The following is a 15,628-nucleotide window of genomic DNA, read 5'->3' as shown; positions in this document are numbered from 1 at the left end:
CTCACGCAAACAAAAATAATACAAATTTCCGATTAATCCTCTTTTTAATTTTACAAAAATATACTTTACACTATCTTTGCCACAAAAAGTCACAATGAATTACACGACCTATCTTTTCGACTTTGACTATACGCTTGCTGATTCTTCCCGCGGAATCGTCACTTGTTTCCGCAACGTACTGACCCGTCACGGATATACAGAGGTGACGGATGATGACATCAAACGTACTATCGGCAAGACTCTGGAAGCCTCTTTTTCCATCCTCACCGGTATGACAGATGCCGGACAACTGGCAGGATTCAAGGCGGAATACCGAAAAGAGGCCGACACGCATATGACTGTCAATACGATGCTTTTTCCGGAAACCAAGTCCGTACTGACTGCGCTGAAGGACTCCGGCGCCCGCATCGGAATCATCTCGACCAAATACCGATTCCGCATCAAGGAACTCCTCGACCAGCATTTTCCCGCAGACTTTATGGAGATTATCGTGGGTGGTGAAGACGTGAAAGCCGCCAAGCCATCCCCCGAAGGGCTGCTCCTTGCCATTAAACGACTGCATGTCAGCAAAGCCGAGACCCTCTATATAGGCGACAGCACGATAGATGCAGAAACAGCCCAAGCAGCCGGAATAGACTTTGCCGGGATTACCCACGGAGTAACCACTGTCAAAGAGCTGGAGAAGTACCCCCACCGGAAAATAATGAGCACTTTGGAAGAGCTGCCGACAGTACAAGAGAAACATTCCTCATATTCAAGATTGAAAAACTCCTCCTGCCGGTAACGCAACCTGCACCCGCTTGAATTGCGGCACCACCTATACCGGCAACTACTGCAACCGTTGCGGACAAAGCCGCAACACTCCACGCTACCGGTTGAGTAACACTCTCAAAAACATTGCCGGAGGCTTATTCAATATAGACAACGTTTTTGGGCGTACCCTTCTCTTGCATTATTGTGCTTCCATATCTTTCACCTTTTTCTGAAACGCCCTATCCATCGGCATTTCCGGTGAAACTTCTTTTCCCTTCGGAGAGTGGCGGTGAACACCTTCTCCGGCATGTTTGTCAGACTCCGGTGCCTATCGCGACAGACTCCGGTGTCTGTCAGATTAAACACAAGTGTCTGTCAGATTAGACACAAGAGTCTGTCAACTTGCCATATACAGTTGTCAACTTCAGGATGCTCAAGTAAAGGTTTACACTCTCCAAACTCCTTCTAGCTACCTCAAATTAAAGAGCCATGTATACAAAAAAATAAAAAAGCAAAAGAACATTTGCCCGATTAGAATAAAAAGAGTACTTTTGTGCCCGATTATTCCGCACCGGGTTCGACCAAGTGCTTTCTAAGTGATTAGAGACCACCCGACGGAGCTAACTTATACATTATATATAAGAAATGTACGCAATTGTAGAAATCAACGGCCAGCAATTCAAAGCAGAAGCTGGCAAGAAACTGTTTGTACACCACATCCAGAATGCAGAAAACGGTACAACAGTAGAGTTTGACAAAGTTCTTTTGGTAGACAAAGACGGCAACATTACCGTAGGTGCTCCCACCGTAGAAGGCGCAAAGGTTGTTTGCCAAGTCGTATCAAACATGGTAAAAGGCGATAAAGTTCTCGTTTTCCACAAGAAAAGAAGAAAAGGTTATCGCAAGTTGAACGGTCACCGTCAACAATTCACAGAGTTAACAATCACAGAAGTAGTAGCTTAATCAATTAAAACAGTAAGAAGAAATGGCACATAAAAAAGGTGTCGGTAGTTCTAAGAACGGCCGCGAATCACAGAGTAAGAGATTAGGCGTTAAGATATTTGGTGGCGAAACTTGCAAGGCAGGTAACATCATCGTTCGTCAAAGAGGTACTGAATTCCATCCGGGTGACAACATCGGTATGGGAAAAGACCACACTCTTTTCGCTTTAGTAGATGGAACTGTAAAGTTCAAAGTGGGCAAGGAAGACAGACGTTCAGTTTCTGTTATCCCCGCAGAAAATGCAGAAGCATAAGTTTCACAGACAAGAAATAAAAGAAAGGCTGGATTCTTCAATGAGTTCAGCCTTTCTTTATTATAATACAACATGCTTCAAACGAGTTGCATAGCAATAAATATAGAAAAAATATTAAAAAATAGAATAAGATATTTTTTTCCGCGACATTTGTGAAAAACAGGTAGTATGAAAACCCAATTGACCTATATAATCATATTTGTCCTTTCAATAGGATTGATTCTATCGGTCAAATCCGATTTCCAACTTCATTATACCCTAAAAAGTAGCATACAAAAACAAACAGAAAAAGAAATCGAACTAAATTCTATCTTGTGGGCAATAAGAGCCTGTTTAAATTTTCTTCAATAATAATCTTATAGTGGCTAATTTGACCATTTCCTCTGCCGAATCGAATGTTAGTTCATAGTTTCGGCAGAGCCTTCTATTGTAATCCATCCATGAGAATGTTCTTTCCACAATCCATCTCTTTTGAATGGGTCTGAATCACTGTTCCTTGTACGCGCTGATAACAACCTGAATGACATATCCGAATTTCTTTCTTATGTTATCGACAAGTTCTCCTCGGTAACCTCCATCGACAAGGATGTTTTTTACACTGGAGCACATCTCCTTAAGAACCCTCATCAGCAAATAAGCGGCTTTACTGTCATGCACATTAGCTATGGTGACCATAACGGCAATAAGAAAGCCATGCTTTGACCACGTTTCACACGTACATGCCCACGTAATTTCTCTAACAACAAGTCAAAATCCAATTGAGAGGCCCATTTGCGATAGTAGTAATAGACCAACTGCCACTTGGGAAAGTCAAGAGGAAGCATCCGCCATTGACAACCTGTCTTTACCAGGTAAAATATAGCGTTCCAAATCAATCGCAAATCATATTTTCGCTTTCTTTCTTGCAGGTTCAATACTTTTGTTATATATTGCCACTCGGTTTCCGTTAAATCTGTCTGATACATCTTTTTTTAAGTTTGGTCGCTTCAAAGAAAGAAATAATCTGGCGGATACGGAAACCTCTTTAGAAAAAGGTTTCAGGCATTTTTAAACAGGCTCTTAGAGATATTTTCTTCCCAGTCAAAGAAGTGCCCGAATTTACCTTTATGCATTTTCAAACAAATACAAAAAAAAATATTCTAATGATTGTTTAACCTTTTAAATTGTAAATGCCATGAAAAGAAAAGTTATTATTTTAGCTATTACCAGTTTGGTTATTATCATTTCTAATTTATTTTTTTAATCAAATAGCAAATCAATATTAATCAACGTGAGTTCGATATAAATTAAAACATAGTTAGTTGTCCGTCTTTGACAAAACAAACGTCAATGGCGGGCTTCTTTTCAAAGAAGCAGTATGCAGCTATGGCAGAGAGCGAGTTGGCAATGAAGTTATTGAAGGAGCGGTGTCTGGAGTGTTCTATCTGGGCGATGTTCTTCAACTCGTCATTGACCGTTTCAATCAAAGCGCGTTTTCTCAGCAGAATTTTGTCTGCTACGCTCATCAGGGAGTTCTTCATGTTGTTCTTCACTTTGGTTATCAAGTGTATGCCATTAAGAAATAGGTTCTCGAACAGGGCTTGCCCGATATACCCCTTGTCCGCACAGAGTTTTCCTTTTATATTCTTCAGGAACTTTGTCTGTTTCAGCGGTTCACGGTCATCCACATTTCCCGGCGTGAACATGAAATTGAGGATTTCACCCTTATCGTTGATAATCAGGTGAAGCTTAAACCCGAAGAACCATCCCATGGAGCATTTTCCACGTTCAGCGAGACCCTTAAAAGTCTTGTGAATCAATATGCGTTGGTTCCGGCATACACGCAGCGGGGTGGAATCCACAAAGCTGATACCGGTACAAGTGCCCAACAGGACTTCCTTGATGAAAATGGTCAGCTGCAGCAGGACTTCCTTTTCCAGTTCCACAAAACGGTTATAGGACACACGTTTGGGAAAGAGATGCGCCAGATGCTTGCATACATATTCTTTGTAGTAATGCTTGAAACATCTGAAGCCTCCTGAGTGGAACAGGATTAGGATGACCATGATTTCCGCATCACTCATCCGATTCGGCTTGTTCCGATGCTTATGATTCTTGTCTTCAACCATATATTTTTCCTGCGTTTTGGCAAATTCCTTGCAAAAATCATCTGCCATACAAAAAATCTCCGTAACTTTAGCCTCTGAGAACATAGTGATAATCGCTTAAATGTTATAATTGGATACTATAAATTTAATGATTTTATCGCTATGTTCCTAATTTTCAAACTGATAATTTCAATCTTTATATCGAACTCACGTTAATCACCGACTTTGATTTACTAAATATTGAAGCCTTAGCCCAAAATGAGAGTGAAGGTGACAATCAATGGTATCAACCTGAGACCCGAAGGTGTAAACTAGAATTAGGTGGAGGATGGTTTGAAAGTAGTGTAGAAAGAGTTTGCGTATTTTGCGTAGTACCATATTCTTGTACCTCAGTAGCATGTGGTGGAGTCTTTTAATAAAAAATAACTATTATGAAACAACTATATTATATCACAACTTTCCTACTTATTTTCTGTTCTTGCCAAAACAAGAACAGAAGTAACGAATCCTTATTTCAAGCAGAGAATATATCCACCGAAGGACTACAAACCATAACGGTGGAAGTAGAAGACTATGATTTCGAGTACTTAGGAAAATACCTCAAGGCCGCTTCTTATGTTCAACTGGCCGCCGAACCTTTAATTGGCGCCATCAAGGAAGTGCAGATAAAAAACGAAAAAATATATGTGCTTGATGCATTTTCCAGAATTGTTTGTTATGACATGCAAGGCAATGTCATCTTTAAGATAGATGCAGTAGGGGCCGGACCGGGAGAATATGTACGTATCAGCGCTTTTGCAATAAACGAGCAAAGCAGAGAACTGGTTATTTACGACAACCCGAAGACGACACTGCTATATTATAACTCCGATAATGGGAAACATATTAAAACAGAGAAGTTTCCCAAGCCCAATCCCGGTGCAATGGCTTCATCGGATGGAGTTTATTATTACGATAATCAGTTTCACAGTAATTACCCCAACGACAGTACACTGCACTATTCCCTATTATTATCAAAAAACGGCACTGATATTGTTCAACGCTATTTTGCACACAATCAAGCAGAAGCCGAATATCATTTCAGTGCCACACCACAGCCGTTCAGTTACAATGATTCCGTACTATACTATTGCAGAAACTTCGATAACATAGTCTACAAACTAAGCCCGAATGGTTTAAAGGCCGTTTACGAGATAAAGATTCCCAATCCATTGCCATTCTCGAAGATTGAAGAAAAAGCAAATGAGATGGGACTCATGAAATCAGCCTACTCTTTGGGAATAGAATGTATATACAAGTGCGAAAATTTGCTTTATTTCCAGTTTTATAAAGGCGGCTATCTGCAAGTTGTCCTCTATGACCTATCCCGGAAAAAGCAGATATATTGTGGAAAAAGACTGGCGGACAAAGCAGGAAGAGAAGTTCCCTTTTACCGATTAATCAACGGAGTGTACAAAAACCGATTCTGGGGGTATATAACCCCGGAAACCATCGAGTGGGCTTTAGCCAATGAACCAGACAAAGATTATCCTGAAATATTCCGCAGCTACAATCCCGATTCCGGCAATCCGATTATCGCATTCTATGAAGTTGTGAAATGACAGGAAGATAAAACCACGCAAATAGCAGGCAATACAAAAAATAAGCAACTATCTTTTTGTATTGCCTGCTATTTGCGTTATCTTTGCCCTCAAAATCAGAGTATTTAAATTGTATATAAGAATATGCTTACCATCAAACAGATTACAGAAAACACCGACGCGGTTCTCCGCGGACTGGAAAAGAAGCACTTCAAGAATGCAAAAGAAACCATTGCACAAGTGCTGGACTTCAATAACAAAAGAAAAGCCAACCAAACCCTCTTAGATAAAAACCTGGCGGAAGCCAACTCACTCTCCAAATCCATCGGACAACTGATGAAGGAGGGTAAGCGAGAAGAAGCGGAAGCCGCCAAGAGCCGTGTGGCCGAACTGAAAGAGGCCAACAAAGAATTGCAGGCCAATATGGAGCAGGCTGCCAATGATTTGCAGACTTTGCTTTACACCATTCCCAACGTTCCCTACGATAGCGTGCCCGAAGGAGTAGGCGCCGACGACAATGTGGTGGAGAAAATGGGAGGCATGGAAACCGAACTTCCCAAAGATGCCCTGCCCCACTGGGAACTGGCCAAGAAATATGACCTGATTGATTTCGACTTGGGCGTTAAGATTACAGGCGCGGGATTCCCTGTATATAAAGGTAAAGGCGCACAATTGCAACGCGCCCTCATCAACTTCTTCCTGGACGAAGCACGCAAATCGGGCTATACGGAAATTATGCCGCCGACAGTGGTGAACGCTGCTTCCGGCTATGGTACAGGGCAACTACCCGATAAAGAAGGACAAATGTACCATTGCGAAGTGGACGACTTATATCTGATTCCTACAGCCGAAGTTCCGGTAACAAACATCTACCGCGATGTGATTCTGGACGAAAAGCAGTTGCCCGTCAAGAATTGCGCTTATACCCAATGCTTCCGTCGCGAAGCCGGCTCATACGGAAAAGATGTACGCGGCCTGAACCGTCTGCACGAATTCTCCAAAGTAGAGCTGGTGCGCATTGACAAGCCCGAACATTCCAAGCAGTCTCATCAGGAAATGCTGGACCATGTGGAAGGATTGCTCCAGAAGCTGGAACTGCCCTACCGCATTCTTCGTCTTTGTGGCGGTGACATGAGTTTTACAGCTGCCCTCTGCTTCGACTTCGAAGTGTATTCCGAAGCACAAAAACGTTGGCTGGAAGTAAGTTCCGTCTCCAATTTTGACACTTATCAAGCCAACCGTCTGAAATGCCGCTACCGCACGGCAGAAAAGAAAACAGAGCTTTGCCATACGCTGAACGGTTCTGCACTGGCTCTGCCACGTATCGTTGCCGCCTTGCTGGAAAACAATCAGACTCCGGAAGGAATCCGCATTCCGAAAGCATTGGTACCGTATACCGGATTCGAGATAATTGACTAAAAGCCGCATCTTTTGTGCTATAAAAAGAGAATAGCACGCAGATGACAAATAAGGCAGATGACCACAGATAATTGTTGCTATAAATAATTAATCTGTGGTCATCTGCCTTATCTGTGTCATCTGCGTGCCATCCCCTCAACTCCCTCACCTCCATCATTTTTTCCATCCCCCTTTCTTTGTTATTAACAAATAACCCTTATCTTTGCAAAATCTATCAATCTGACAGTAATTACGTAATTATACCAACAAAATCATTAGATAATGAATAAAATCATTAGCAAAAAACATTTTTCAGAAAAGGTATTCAAATTAGTCATTGAAGCACCGCTAATTGCTAAGTCACGTAAGGCAGGACATTTTGTCATTGTGCGCGTAGGCGAAAAAGGCGAACGTATGCCGCTTACCATTGCAGAAGCCGACCCGGTAAAGGGAACCATCACTCTGGTGGTTCAGGAAGTCGGACTCTCCTCTACCCGTCTTTGCGAACTGAATGAAGGCGATTACATTACGGATGTTGTCGGTCCGTTGGGACAAGCCACCCACATTGACAACTTCGGAACCGTGGTTTGTGCCGGAGGCGGTGTAGGCGTAGCTCCCATGCTCCCCATCGTACAGGCGCTGAAAGCTGCCGGCAACCGTGTCATTACCGTACTGGCAGGTCGTACCAAAGAACTTATTATCCTTGAAAAGGAGATGCGCGAAAGTTCCGATGAAGTCATCATCATGACCGACGACGGCTCCTACGGACGCAAAGGTCTGGTGACGGAAGGTGTGGAAGAAGTCATCAAACGCGAGAAAGTGGATAAATGCTTCTGCATCGGCCCTGCCATCATGATGAAGTTTGTTTGTTTGCTGACAAAGAAATATGAAATACCCACCGACGTATCGCTGAACACAATTATGGTGGACGGCACGGGCATGTGTGGAGCCTGCCGCATCACGATAGGCGGAAAAACGAAGTTCGTATGCGTAGATGGCCCCGAGTTCGACGGACATCAAGTGGATTTCGACGAGATGCTGAAGCGTATGGGCGCTTTCAAAAGTATCGAACGCGAAGAAATGCACAAGCTGGAAGAACCGCAAACCTGCCAGGCCACCGGTGAGAACAAAGAAGACGAGAAAAGCCGTAACGCTGCCTGGCGCCAGGAACTGCGCAAATCCATGAAGGCCAAAGAACGCACGGCAATTCCGCGTGTGGAGATGAACGAACTCGATGCAGAATACCGCTCACACAGCCGCAAAGAGGAAGTCAATCAAGGGTTAACGAAAGAACAAGCGCTGACAGAGGCCAAACGTTGCTTGGACTGCGCCAACCCCGGATGTACGGAAGGTTGTCCCGTAGGCATCGACATCCCCCGCTTCATCAAGAACATCGAGCGCGGCGAATTCCTCGAAGCTGCCAAGACCCTGAAAGAAACCAGTGCACTGCCCGCAGTCTGCGGTCGCGTCTGTCCGCAGGAGAAGCAGTGCGAATCCAAATGTATCCATCTGAAGATGAACGAGAAGCCGGTAGCTATCGGCTATCTGGAACGTTTTGCCGCCGACTACGAACGGGAAAGCGGACAAATCTCCATACCGGAAATCAAGGAAAAGAACGGTATCAAAGTTGCCGTCATCGGTTCGGGACCTGCAGGTCTGTCGTTTGCCGGAGATATGGCAAAGTATGGCTATGACGTGACCGTTTTCGAAGCACTGCACGAGATCGGCGGTGTATTGAAATACGGCATTCCGGAGTTCCGCCTGCCCAACAAGGTGGTGGATGTGGAAATTGACAACCTTGCCAAAATGGGAGTGGAATTCGTCAAAGACTGTATCATCGGCAAGACGCTCAGCGTGGAACAATTGGAAGAAGAAGGCTTCAAGGGCATATTCGTAGCTTCGGGTGCAGGACTGCCCAACTTTATGAATATCCCCGGCGAGAACTCCATCAATATCCTCTCGTCCAATGAATACCTGACCCGTGTCAACCTGATGGATGCGGCAAGTGAAGATTCCGATACACCGGTTCCTTTCGGTAAATGCGTAGCCGTGATAGGTGGCGGCAATACTGCCATGGACTCTGTGCGTACTGCACGCCGCCTCGGTGCAGAGCGCGCCCTGATTATCTACCGCCGCTCGGAAGAAGAAATGCCGGCACGTATCGAGGAGGTGAAGCATGCCAAGGAAGAAGGCGTAGAGTTCCTGACCCTCCACAACCCGATTGAATACATCGCCGACGAACAAGGAAAAGTAAAACAAGTGGTGCTTCAGAAGATGGAGTTGGGTGAACCGGATGCCAGCGGACGTCGTAGTCCCGTACCCATCCCCGGAGCCACGGAAACCATCGACATCGACCTTGCCATCGTCAGCGTAGGTGTATCTCCCAACCCGATTGTCCCAAGCTCCATCAAGGGATTGGAATTGGGCCGGAAGGGAACGATTGCCGTCAATGATAATATGCAGTCGTCCATCCCGACCATCTTTGCCGGAGGCGACATTGTCCGCGGAGGTGCTACCGTAATCCTTGCCATGGGAGACGGACGAAAGGCAGCAGCAGCGATGAACGAACAGCTAAAAAAATAAGAATCTGTCATGAAAGGTGGAGACATACGAACTCCACCTTTTTTATTCTACTACAACCTCTCCCTCTGCTTTCCCCTTCTAACATACAATTTAATATTTCAAGAAAATGAAACGTATTCATCTATCCCTCCTTCTCTGCCTGGCTTCCCTATTGGCAAGCGCCCAAGAGCCCCTAAACGGGGATTCCCTTGCTTCAGACTTTCGGTATCTGGTAAAAGAACTGGCAAATACCTATATGGAACAAACCTTATTCCGGCTACCCTATACCGGTATGCAAGGCTCTATCTCCAACTCCATACAAATATGCTTTCCGGGCAAAGACCGGTGTGCCCACACACTTTATCCGGACCTGATGCCCACCTATCAGGATTACCAAAGATATAATTTCGATGTCCAAACTGAGATTCTGTATTTACTCGACAAGACTAAATCGGCTCCTCATTCTCATACGAACCCTGCGGAGAAGTATCAGAAGTAAAAACAAAGCCCCATTTACAGATAAATTGCAAACGAGGCTTTATTTCTATATTTCAATAAAGAGACTACTTCACTACCTTGTTCGTTGCCGGGTCGGGGAAAATCACCGTCGGCTTGAACGACTTGGCTTCTTCAAAGTCCATCAGCGCGTAGGACATGATAATAACAATGTCATCAGGTTGCACCTTGCGGGCTGCCGCACCGTTCAGGCAAATTTTGCCAGAACCACGCTCGCCCTTAATAATGTAGGTTTCAAAACGCTCACCGTTATTATTGTCGGCTATATACACCTTCTCGCCGGCAATCATGTTGGCGGCATCCATCAAATCTTCATCGATCGTGATGCTTCCCATATAGTTCAGGTTCGCTTCCGTGACGCGGGCACAATGGATTTTCGACTTCAACACTTCAATCATCATATCTTTATAAATTACGAATTACTAATCATAAATTACAAGGCAGCAGGCTCTTTGTACTTGATATTATCAATCAGACGGACTTCCCCGCAGAACACTGTGATGCAACCCACAGCATAAGAAGTTTCCTCCCAATCGGCAATCTTCTGTAAGGTATTGCCATCCACCAGTTCAAAGTATTCCAAACGCAATCCGGGGGCGGCTGCGATGGTGTCTTCCACAAACTTCTGTGTCTCAGCTACCGTGTGTGAGGCTGCAAAGGTACGACTTTCAAATAAAGTCTGCGAAATTTTCAGTGCATTTTTGCGTTCTTCGGCAGACAAACGGGCATTGCGACTGCTCAGAGCCAACCCGTCTTCCTCACGCACAATCGGACACCCTACAATTTCCAAAGGATACTTCATCTGGCGGACCATCTCGCGGATAATGGCCAACTGCTGGAAATCTTTCTCGCCAAAGTAGGCACAATCCGGCTTCACCGCATCAAACAGCTTGCTCACAATCTGGCAGACACCGTTAAAATGCCCCGGACGGAATGCCCCTTCCATCACTGTGTCCAGCGGCGCATAGCTGAAACGGCGGGTATCCGGTTCCGGATACATCTCCTCCACCGAAGGTGCAAAGACAAATGTAGCTCCACACGCTTCCAGCAGACGGCAGTCAGCCTCCGGCGTACGGGGATATTTCACTAAATCATTCTTGTCATTAAACTGAGTCGGATTTACAAAAACGCTTACTACGGCAGCGTCATTTTCTGCCACACAACGTTTCACCAATGAGGCATGACCGGCATGCAAAGCACCCATCGTAGGCACCAGACCTACCTTCTTTCCTTGGGCTCTCAAAGCCGAAAGTCCGGCCTGCAAGTCCTTGATAGTATGTACTATTTCCATTTTAATTGGTTATATGATAACTTGGTTGTTCGCAAAAAGCGGTGCAAAATAAACCATTATTTAGCATATAAAGAAGAAATATCGCAAATTAATGCAAAACCCAATACACTTTTCAGCCAAGTTCCAAGCATTTTAATCGCTGAAAAACAAACAGTTAACAATTCATAAGGAATTATAGACAGGCTACGTTTGCTTTATTGCCCGCTTTTTTTTATATCTTTGCAAAATAATTGAGAACATTGTTATTATGACAAAGGCGAACAAGGTTTTATTTATAACCCAAGAAATTACTCCTTACGTTTCAGAATCCGAAATGTCCCTCGTAGGCAGAAACCTACCTCAGGCTATTCAAGAAAAAGGCAGAGAAATCAGAACGTTTATGCCCAAATGGGGAAATATCAACGAACGCAGAAACCAGCTGCATGAAGTGATACGACTCTCTGGCATGAACCTCATCATTGACGATACCGACCACCCGCTCATCATCAAGGTTGCCTCTATCCAGTCTGCACGTATGCAAGTGTACTTCATCGACAATGACGACTACTTCCAAAACCGCTTGCAGGCAATGGATGAAAACGGTGAAGAGTATGAAGACAATGATGCCCGCGCCATCTTCTATGCCCGCGGTGTACTGGAGACAGTGAAGAAACTGCGCTGGTGTCCTGACATCATCCACTGCCACGGCTGGATGACCGCTTTGGCGCCTCTGTATATCAAGAAAGCTTACAAAGACGAACCTTCCTTCAGAGATGCCAAGGTCGTATTCTCTCTTTATGAAGATGACTTCAAGCAACCTTTCCACGCAGACTTCCCCAACAAGCTGTTGCTGAAAGGCATCACCAAGAAAGATATTGCCGGATTGAAGGAACCTATTGACTACGCTTCACTTTGCAAACTGGCTGCGGACTTCTCCGACGGCATTATCCAGCAAAGCAAGCATGTCGATGAGGAAGTGATGAACTATGCCCGCGAATCCGGAAAACCGGTATTGGAATATCAATCTCCCGAAAACTTTACTGAAGCCTGCAACGACTTCTACGACAAAGTATGGGAAACAAAATAAAAATAAAATTGATTTAGACAATAAAGCTATGAAAGTAAGATATCTGGGAACATTGCTTTTGGCAGTCCTGACTTTCTTTGGATGCGATGACAACACCGGTACATTAGGTTTGGGCATGTTACCCGATTCTGACCGCATGTCAGCGCATACTACAACTTTTGATGTAATAACACATTCATTTGCCGTTGATTCCGTATTTGCCAAGACGAGTACCGGATATATAGGCAAGTTTTCCGATCCGGAATTCGGTTATTACGAAACAAGTTTCCTCACGGAATTGAACTGCACGGAGAACTTCTCCCTTCCTGAAGTGTATAAGGAAACTGAATGGGACAGCGAAGGAAATCCGACAAAAGCCACCGGTACAATGGCAGGAGACTCGGTAGTTTCAATACAATTGGCTGTCTATTATTCCAGTTGGTTCGGCGACTCCCTGAACGCATGCCGGATGAGTATCTATGAACTGGACAAGAAGCTGGACAAGAACCGCTATACCAACATCAATCCGGAGGAGTACTACAACAAGTACGATGACAAATCCCTGCTCGGACGCAAGGCCTATTCAGCTTTCGACACATCTGTTCCGGACTCTGTAAGATTTGAAAAAGACAATAACGGTTATTATACTTTCTATCCCAATGTAACATTCCCGCTGGATAAAAAGACCTTTGGCGAAGACAGGATACTAAAGGTTTATCGGGCAAATCCTGAATACTTCAAGGATTCGGATACCTTCATAGATAAGGTCTTTAAAGGAGTATACGTAAAGAGCGATTTGGGAGATGGAACTATCCTTTATGTAGACTACGTAGCTTTGGAAATGGAACTTTGTACACACTACACAAACGATACAACCGGTGTAGCTCTCAAAAAGAAAGACGGAACCGACTCCTTGAGATATATAACCAATACTATATTTGCTTCTACCAAAGAAGTTATCCAGGCAAACCAGTTCTTGAATTCCGATTTGATAAAGGAAAAGGCCCAAAAAGAGACGGGACACACTTACATCAAATCTCCTGCCGGTATCTTCACCGAAGCTATCATGCCATACGATTCAATATACAACAAACTGTCCAATGACACCCTGAATGCCGTGAAGTTGACTTTCACGAATTACAATATAAACAGCGACTACGAATATAGCATGAGTGCCCCCAATGACGTGCTGTTGATACGTAAGCAGGACTTGAAGAGCTTCTTTGAAGACAACAAAGTCAGGGATAATATCACCTCATTTACAACAACCCACAATGCATTTGCCACCAATCAATACGTATTCAGCAACATAGCCCGGTTGGTTACCACTTGCATCAACGAAAAACAAGCTGCCAAGAAAGCCGCCAAAGATAAAGCCGGCAGTTCTTGGAATGAGACAGAGTGGGAGAAAACTTGGAACAAAAAAAATGAAGACTGGGATAAGGTATTGCTGATTCCGGTTTCCATTACCTATGACAACAGTACAAACAGTAGTGGCAACAAAACCATGACCGGTGTCCAGCATGATCTCAAGCCGGGATATGCCAAACTGAAAGGAGGTCCGGAAGAAGAAAACGGTAAAGTAAAATCTCCATTGAAGATAGAAGTAACATACACCAGTTTCAACAAGTAACTGACAGATATTCCATAAAAAAGCCTTCCGTTCATTGTAGAACGGAAGGCTTTTTTTATGATTGATGGGACAAGCTGCCGATATTATTCAACAGCCTTTTTAGTTGTTTTCTTAGCAGCAGGCTTTTTGGCAGAGGCCTTGGCCTTTGCCGGTTTTTCAGCGGCAGATTTAGCTGTAGCCTTGCTCTCTTTCTTTTCCGCAGCCTTTATCTTCTCCAGTTTGGTCTGCGCTTTCGCCAATTCCTTGTGAAGTTCCTCTATCTCGGTACCTTGGTTCTGGATGGTGGTCAGCAATGCATTCAGTTCTTCATTATCTATATCCACCGGATAGAGAGAATCTACACGTTTGATAAAGTCACCAAGAATATTCATATAATTGGTGAAAGCATCGAAAGGAGATTCATAAATGCCACGGTTCAAACCGACACCGCTTTGCTTGGTAGTCATGAAACGGAAGTTGTTACTTGCCTGCAGATAATCCCAGTCTTGCTTGATACGGCGGTCATCACAGAGATGGACACGTTCGGCAACACTATACAGCTTGTTGAATGCTTCACGCTGCATCACATTACCCAGCCAGCAGCTGGTATCTCTTTCTTCGTCCACCCAAGACATCGGGTATGGAACGTCCAACTGGGAAACAGATTTCAGTTTGGTAACGATTTCCGTCGGTGTAGAGAAAGTAATTCCCTTTTCTTTAGCACAATACGGCAATGCCTTCAGGAATTCCAGAATATTGGAAGACAACGGCTGTGCCATACCCAGAGCAGAAAGTTCCATAAAGATATTGATAACCTGCTCTTCTTGCGGCAAAGCATCAATCCAACTGATATATTTGTCGGCAAACAAAGGATACTCGCTCCACTCAGAGTTGGAGAAACGCAGGCTGATGTCGTCAGACAACTTAAAGTCACGCAACAGCAACTTCAAGTTAGGATTCATAGAACAGTGATATACATAGTGCGGACTCTTCCACCCCAGCACATGCTTGGCTCCTTCCGTCAGCATACCCTTGAATCCCAGAGCTGCCACCATCGCACCAATCTCGTCATTATAAATCAGGCTGGAATTACGGAATACCTTCGGCGCCTTACCGAACATTTGCTTCATCTTGGCACTCTGCCGCATCACTTCTTCCTTGAAACAATCTTCGTTGGCCAAAGAAGAAAGACCATGAGAATAAGGTTCAGCCAGGAATTCGCAACAGCCCGTTTCGCTGAGCTGACGCAGCAGGTCTATAACAGCCGGCGCATGTATCTCCAATTGCTCCAATGCCACGCCGGAGATGGAGAAAGCCACTTTAAACGCACCTCCGGAATTCTTCACCATTTCAATCAAGGTGTTCAATGCCGGGATATAAGAGCGTTCGGCTACATCATTGATACTGGTTTCATTGGCATAATCATCGTAGTAATAATGATCGGTACCGATATCAAAGAAACGGTAACGTTTCAGATGAATAATTTGATGTATTTCAAAATAAAGACAGATAGTTCTCATTTCTATTAT

14 protein-coding genes and 1 pseudogene are annotated in these 15,628 nt (G+C 44.3%); 9 read left to right on the top strand and 6 right to left on the bottom strand.

Annotation, left to right across the window (positions count from 1 at the left end):
- Window positions 1-94: 94 nt before the first annotated feature.
- From E5355_RS12480 to rpmA, 3 genes and pseudogenes are all read left to right on the top strand, one after another.
- Window positions 95-947 (top strand): annotated as a pseudogene (locus E5355_RS12480) (HAD family hydrolase); the annotation flags it as partial.
- Window positions 948-1,398: 451 nt separating this feature from the next.
- Window positions 1,399-1,716, top strand: coding sequence for a 50S ribosomal protein L21 (gene rplU / locus E5355_RS12475; RefSeq protein ID WP_136010599.1), 318 nt, complete (start codon window positions 1,399-1,401; stop codon window positions 1,714-1,716).
- Window positions 1,717-1,738: 22 nt separating this feature from the next.
- Window positions 1,739-2,008, top strand: coding sequence for a 50S ribosomal protein L27 (rpmA, locus tag E5355_RS12470; RefSeq protein WP_136010598.1), 270 nt, complete (start codon window positions 1,739-1,741; stop codon window positions 2,006-2,008).
- Between the two features lie 486 nt (window positions 2,009-2,494).
- On the opposite strand, the gene E5355_RS19925 is transcribed toward rpmA, so the two are convergent.
- The 3 genes from E5355_RS19925 to E5355_RS12460 all read right to left on the bottom strand — a co-directional run bounded on the left by E5355_RS19925 (window position 2,495) and on the right by E5355_RS12460 (window position 4,200).
- Entirely contained in the window at window positions 2,495-2,683 is a 189-nt protein-coding gene (locus E5355_RS19925; RefSeq protein WP_246866948.1) for a hypothetical protein, read from the bottom strand.
- Window positions 2,671-2,973, bottom strand: coding sequence for a transposase (locus E5355_RS19920; protein ID WP_246866947.1), 303 nt, complete (start codon window positions 2,971-2,973; stop codon window positions 2,671-2,673). The genes E5355_RS19925 and E5355_RS19920 overlap by 13 nt, the downstream gene beginning before the upstream one ends.
- Window positions 2,974-3,294: 321 nt before the next feature.
- The gene (locus E5355_RS12460; protein WP_136010597.1) at window positions 3,295-4,200 is read right to left on the bottom strand and encodes an IS982 family transposase; all 906 of its coding nucleotides are present in this window, start codon (window positions 4,198-4,200) and stop codon (window positions 3,295-3,297) included.
- 326 nt (window positions 4,201-4,526) lie between these two features.
- Here E5355_RS12460 and E5355_RS12455 point away from each other — a divergent pair, with 326 nt between their 5' ends.
- From E5355_RS12455 to E5355_RS12440, 4 genes are all read left to right on the top strand, one after another.
- On the top strand, window positions 4,527-5,696 hold the full coding sequence (locus E5355_RS12455; RefSeq protein WP_246866946.1) for a 6-bladed beta-propeller: 1,170 nt from the start codon (window positions 4,527-4,529) through the stop codon (window positions 5,694-5,696).
- A 123-nt stretch (window positions 5,697-5,819) separates the two neighbouring features.
- Entirely contained in the window at window positions 5,820-7,094 is a 1,275-nt protein-coding gene (gene serS, locus E5355_RS12450; RefSeq protein ID WP_136010595.1) for a serine--tRNA ligase, read from the top strand.
- A gap of 261 nt (window positions 7,095-7,355) precedes the next feature.
- On the top strand, window positions 7,356-9,656 hold the full coding sequence (locus E5355_RS12445; RefSeq protein WP_136010594.1) for a bifunctional dihydroorotate dehydrogenase B NAD binding subunit/NADPH-dependent glutamate synthase: 2,301 nt from the start codon (window positions 7,356-7,358) through the stop codon (window positions 9,654-9,656).
- A gap of 106 nt (window positions 9,657-9,762) precedes the next feature.
- Window positions 9,763-10,134 carry a hypothetical protein gene (locus E5355_RS12440; protein ID WP_246866945.1) on the top strand — a complete coding sequence of 124 codons (372 nt, stop codon included), beginning with the start codon at window positions 9,763-9,765 and terminating at the stop codon, window positions 10,132-10,134.
- A gap of 64 nt (window positions 10,135-10,198) precedes the next feature.
- Here E5355_RS12440 and panD read toward each other — a convergent pair whose 3' ends face one another.
- Both panD and panC read right to left on the bottom strand, forming a co-directional pair.
- Window positions 10,199-10,552, bottom strand: a complete 354-nt coding sequence (gene panD, locus E5355_RS12435) for an aspartate 1-decarboxylase (RefSeq protein WP_005823568.1) — start codon at window positions 10,550-10,552, stop codon at window positions 10,199-10,201.
- Window positions 10,553-10,584: 32 nt separating this feature from the next.
- Window positions 10,585-11,442 carry a pantoate--beta-alanine ligase gene (gene panC, locus E5355_RS12430; protein ID WP_136010593.1) on the bottom strand — a complete coding sequence of 286 codons (858 nt, stop codon included), beginning with the start codon at window positions 11,440-11,442 and terminating at the stop codon, window positions 10,585-10,587.
- Between the two features lie 247 nt (window positions 11,443-11,689).
- Here panC and E5355_RS12425 point away from each other — a divergent pair, with 247 nt between their 5' ends.
- Together E5355_RS12425 and E5355_RS12420 are read left to right on the top strand one after the other, a co-directional pair.
- Window positions 11,690-12,508 carry a glycogen/starch synthase gene (locus E5355_RS12425; protein WP_136010592.1) on the top strand — a complete coding sequence of 273 codons (819 nt, stop codon included), beginning with the start codon at window positions 11,690-11,692 and terminating at the stop codon, window positions 12,506-12,508.
- 28 nt (window positions 12,509-12,536) lie between these two features.
- Complete coding sequence (locus E5355_RS12420; RefSeq protein ID WP_136010591.1) at window positions 12,537-14,120, top strand: DUF4270 domain-containing protein; 1,584 nt, start codon at window positions 12,537-12,539, stop codon at window positions 14,118-14,120.
- Between the two features lie 83 nt (window positions 14,121-14,203).
- Here E5355_RS12420 and E5355_RS12415 read toward each other — a convergent pair whose 3' ends face one another.
- Window positions 14,204-15,619 carry a glycoside hydrolase family 57 protein gene (locus tag E5355_RS12415; RefSeq protein WP_136010590.1) on the bottom strand — a complete coding sequence of 472 codons (1,416 nt, stop codon included), beginning with the start codon at window positions 15,617-15,619 and terminating at the stop codon, window positions 14,204-14,206.
- Window positions 15,620-15,628: the final 9 nt, after the last annotated feature.

This window comes from Bacteroides muris (ex Afrizal et al. 2022) (assembly GCF_004793475.1).
GTDB classification, from domain to species: domain Bacteria; phylum Bacteroidota; class Bacteroidia; order Bacteroidales; family Bacteroidaceae; genus Bacteroides; species Bacteroides muris.
Note: the sequence above shows the minus strand (reverse complement) of the source record. Positions and strands in the feature narration are given on the sequence as shown.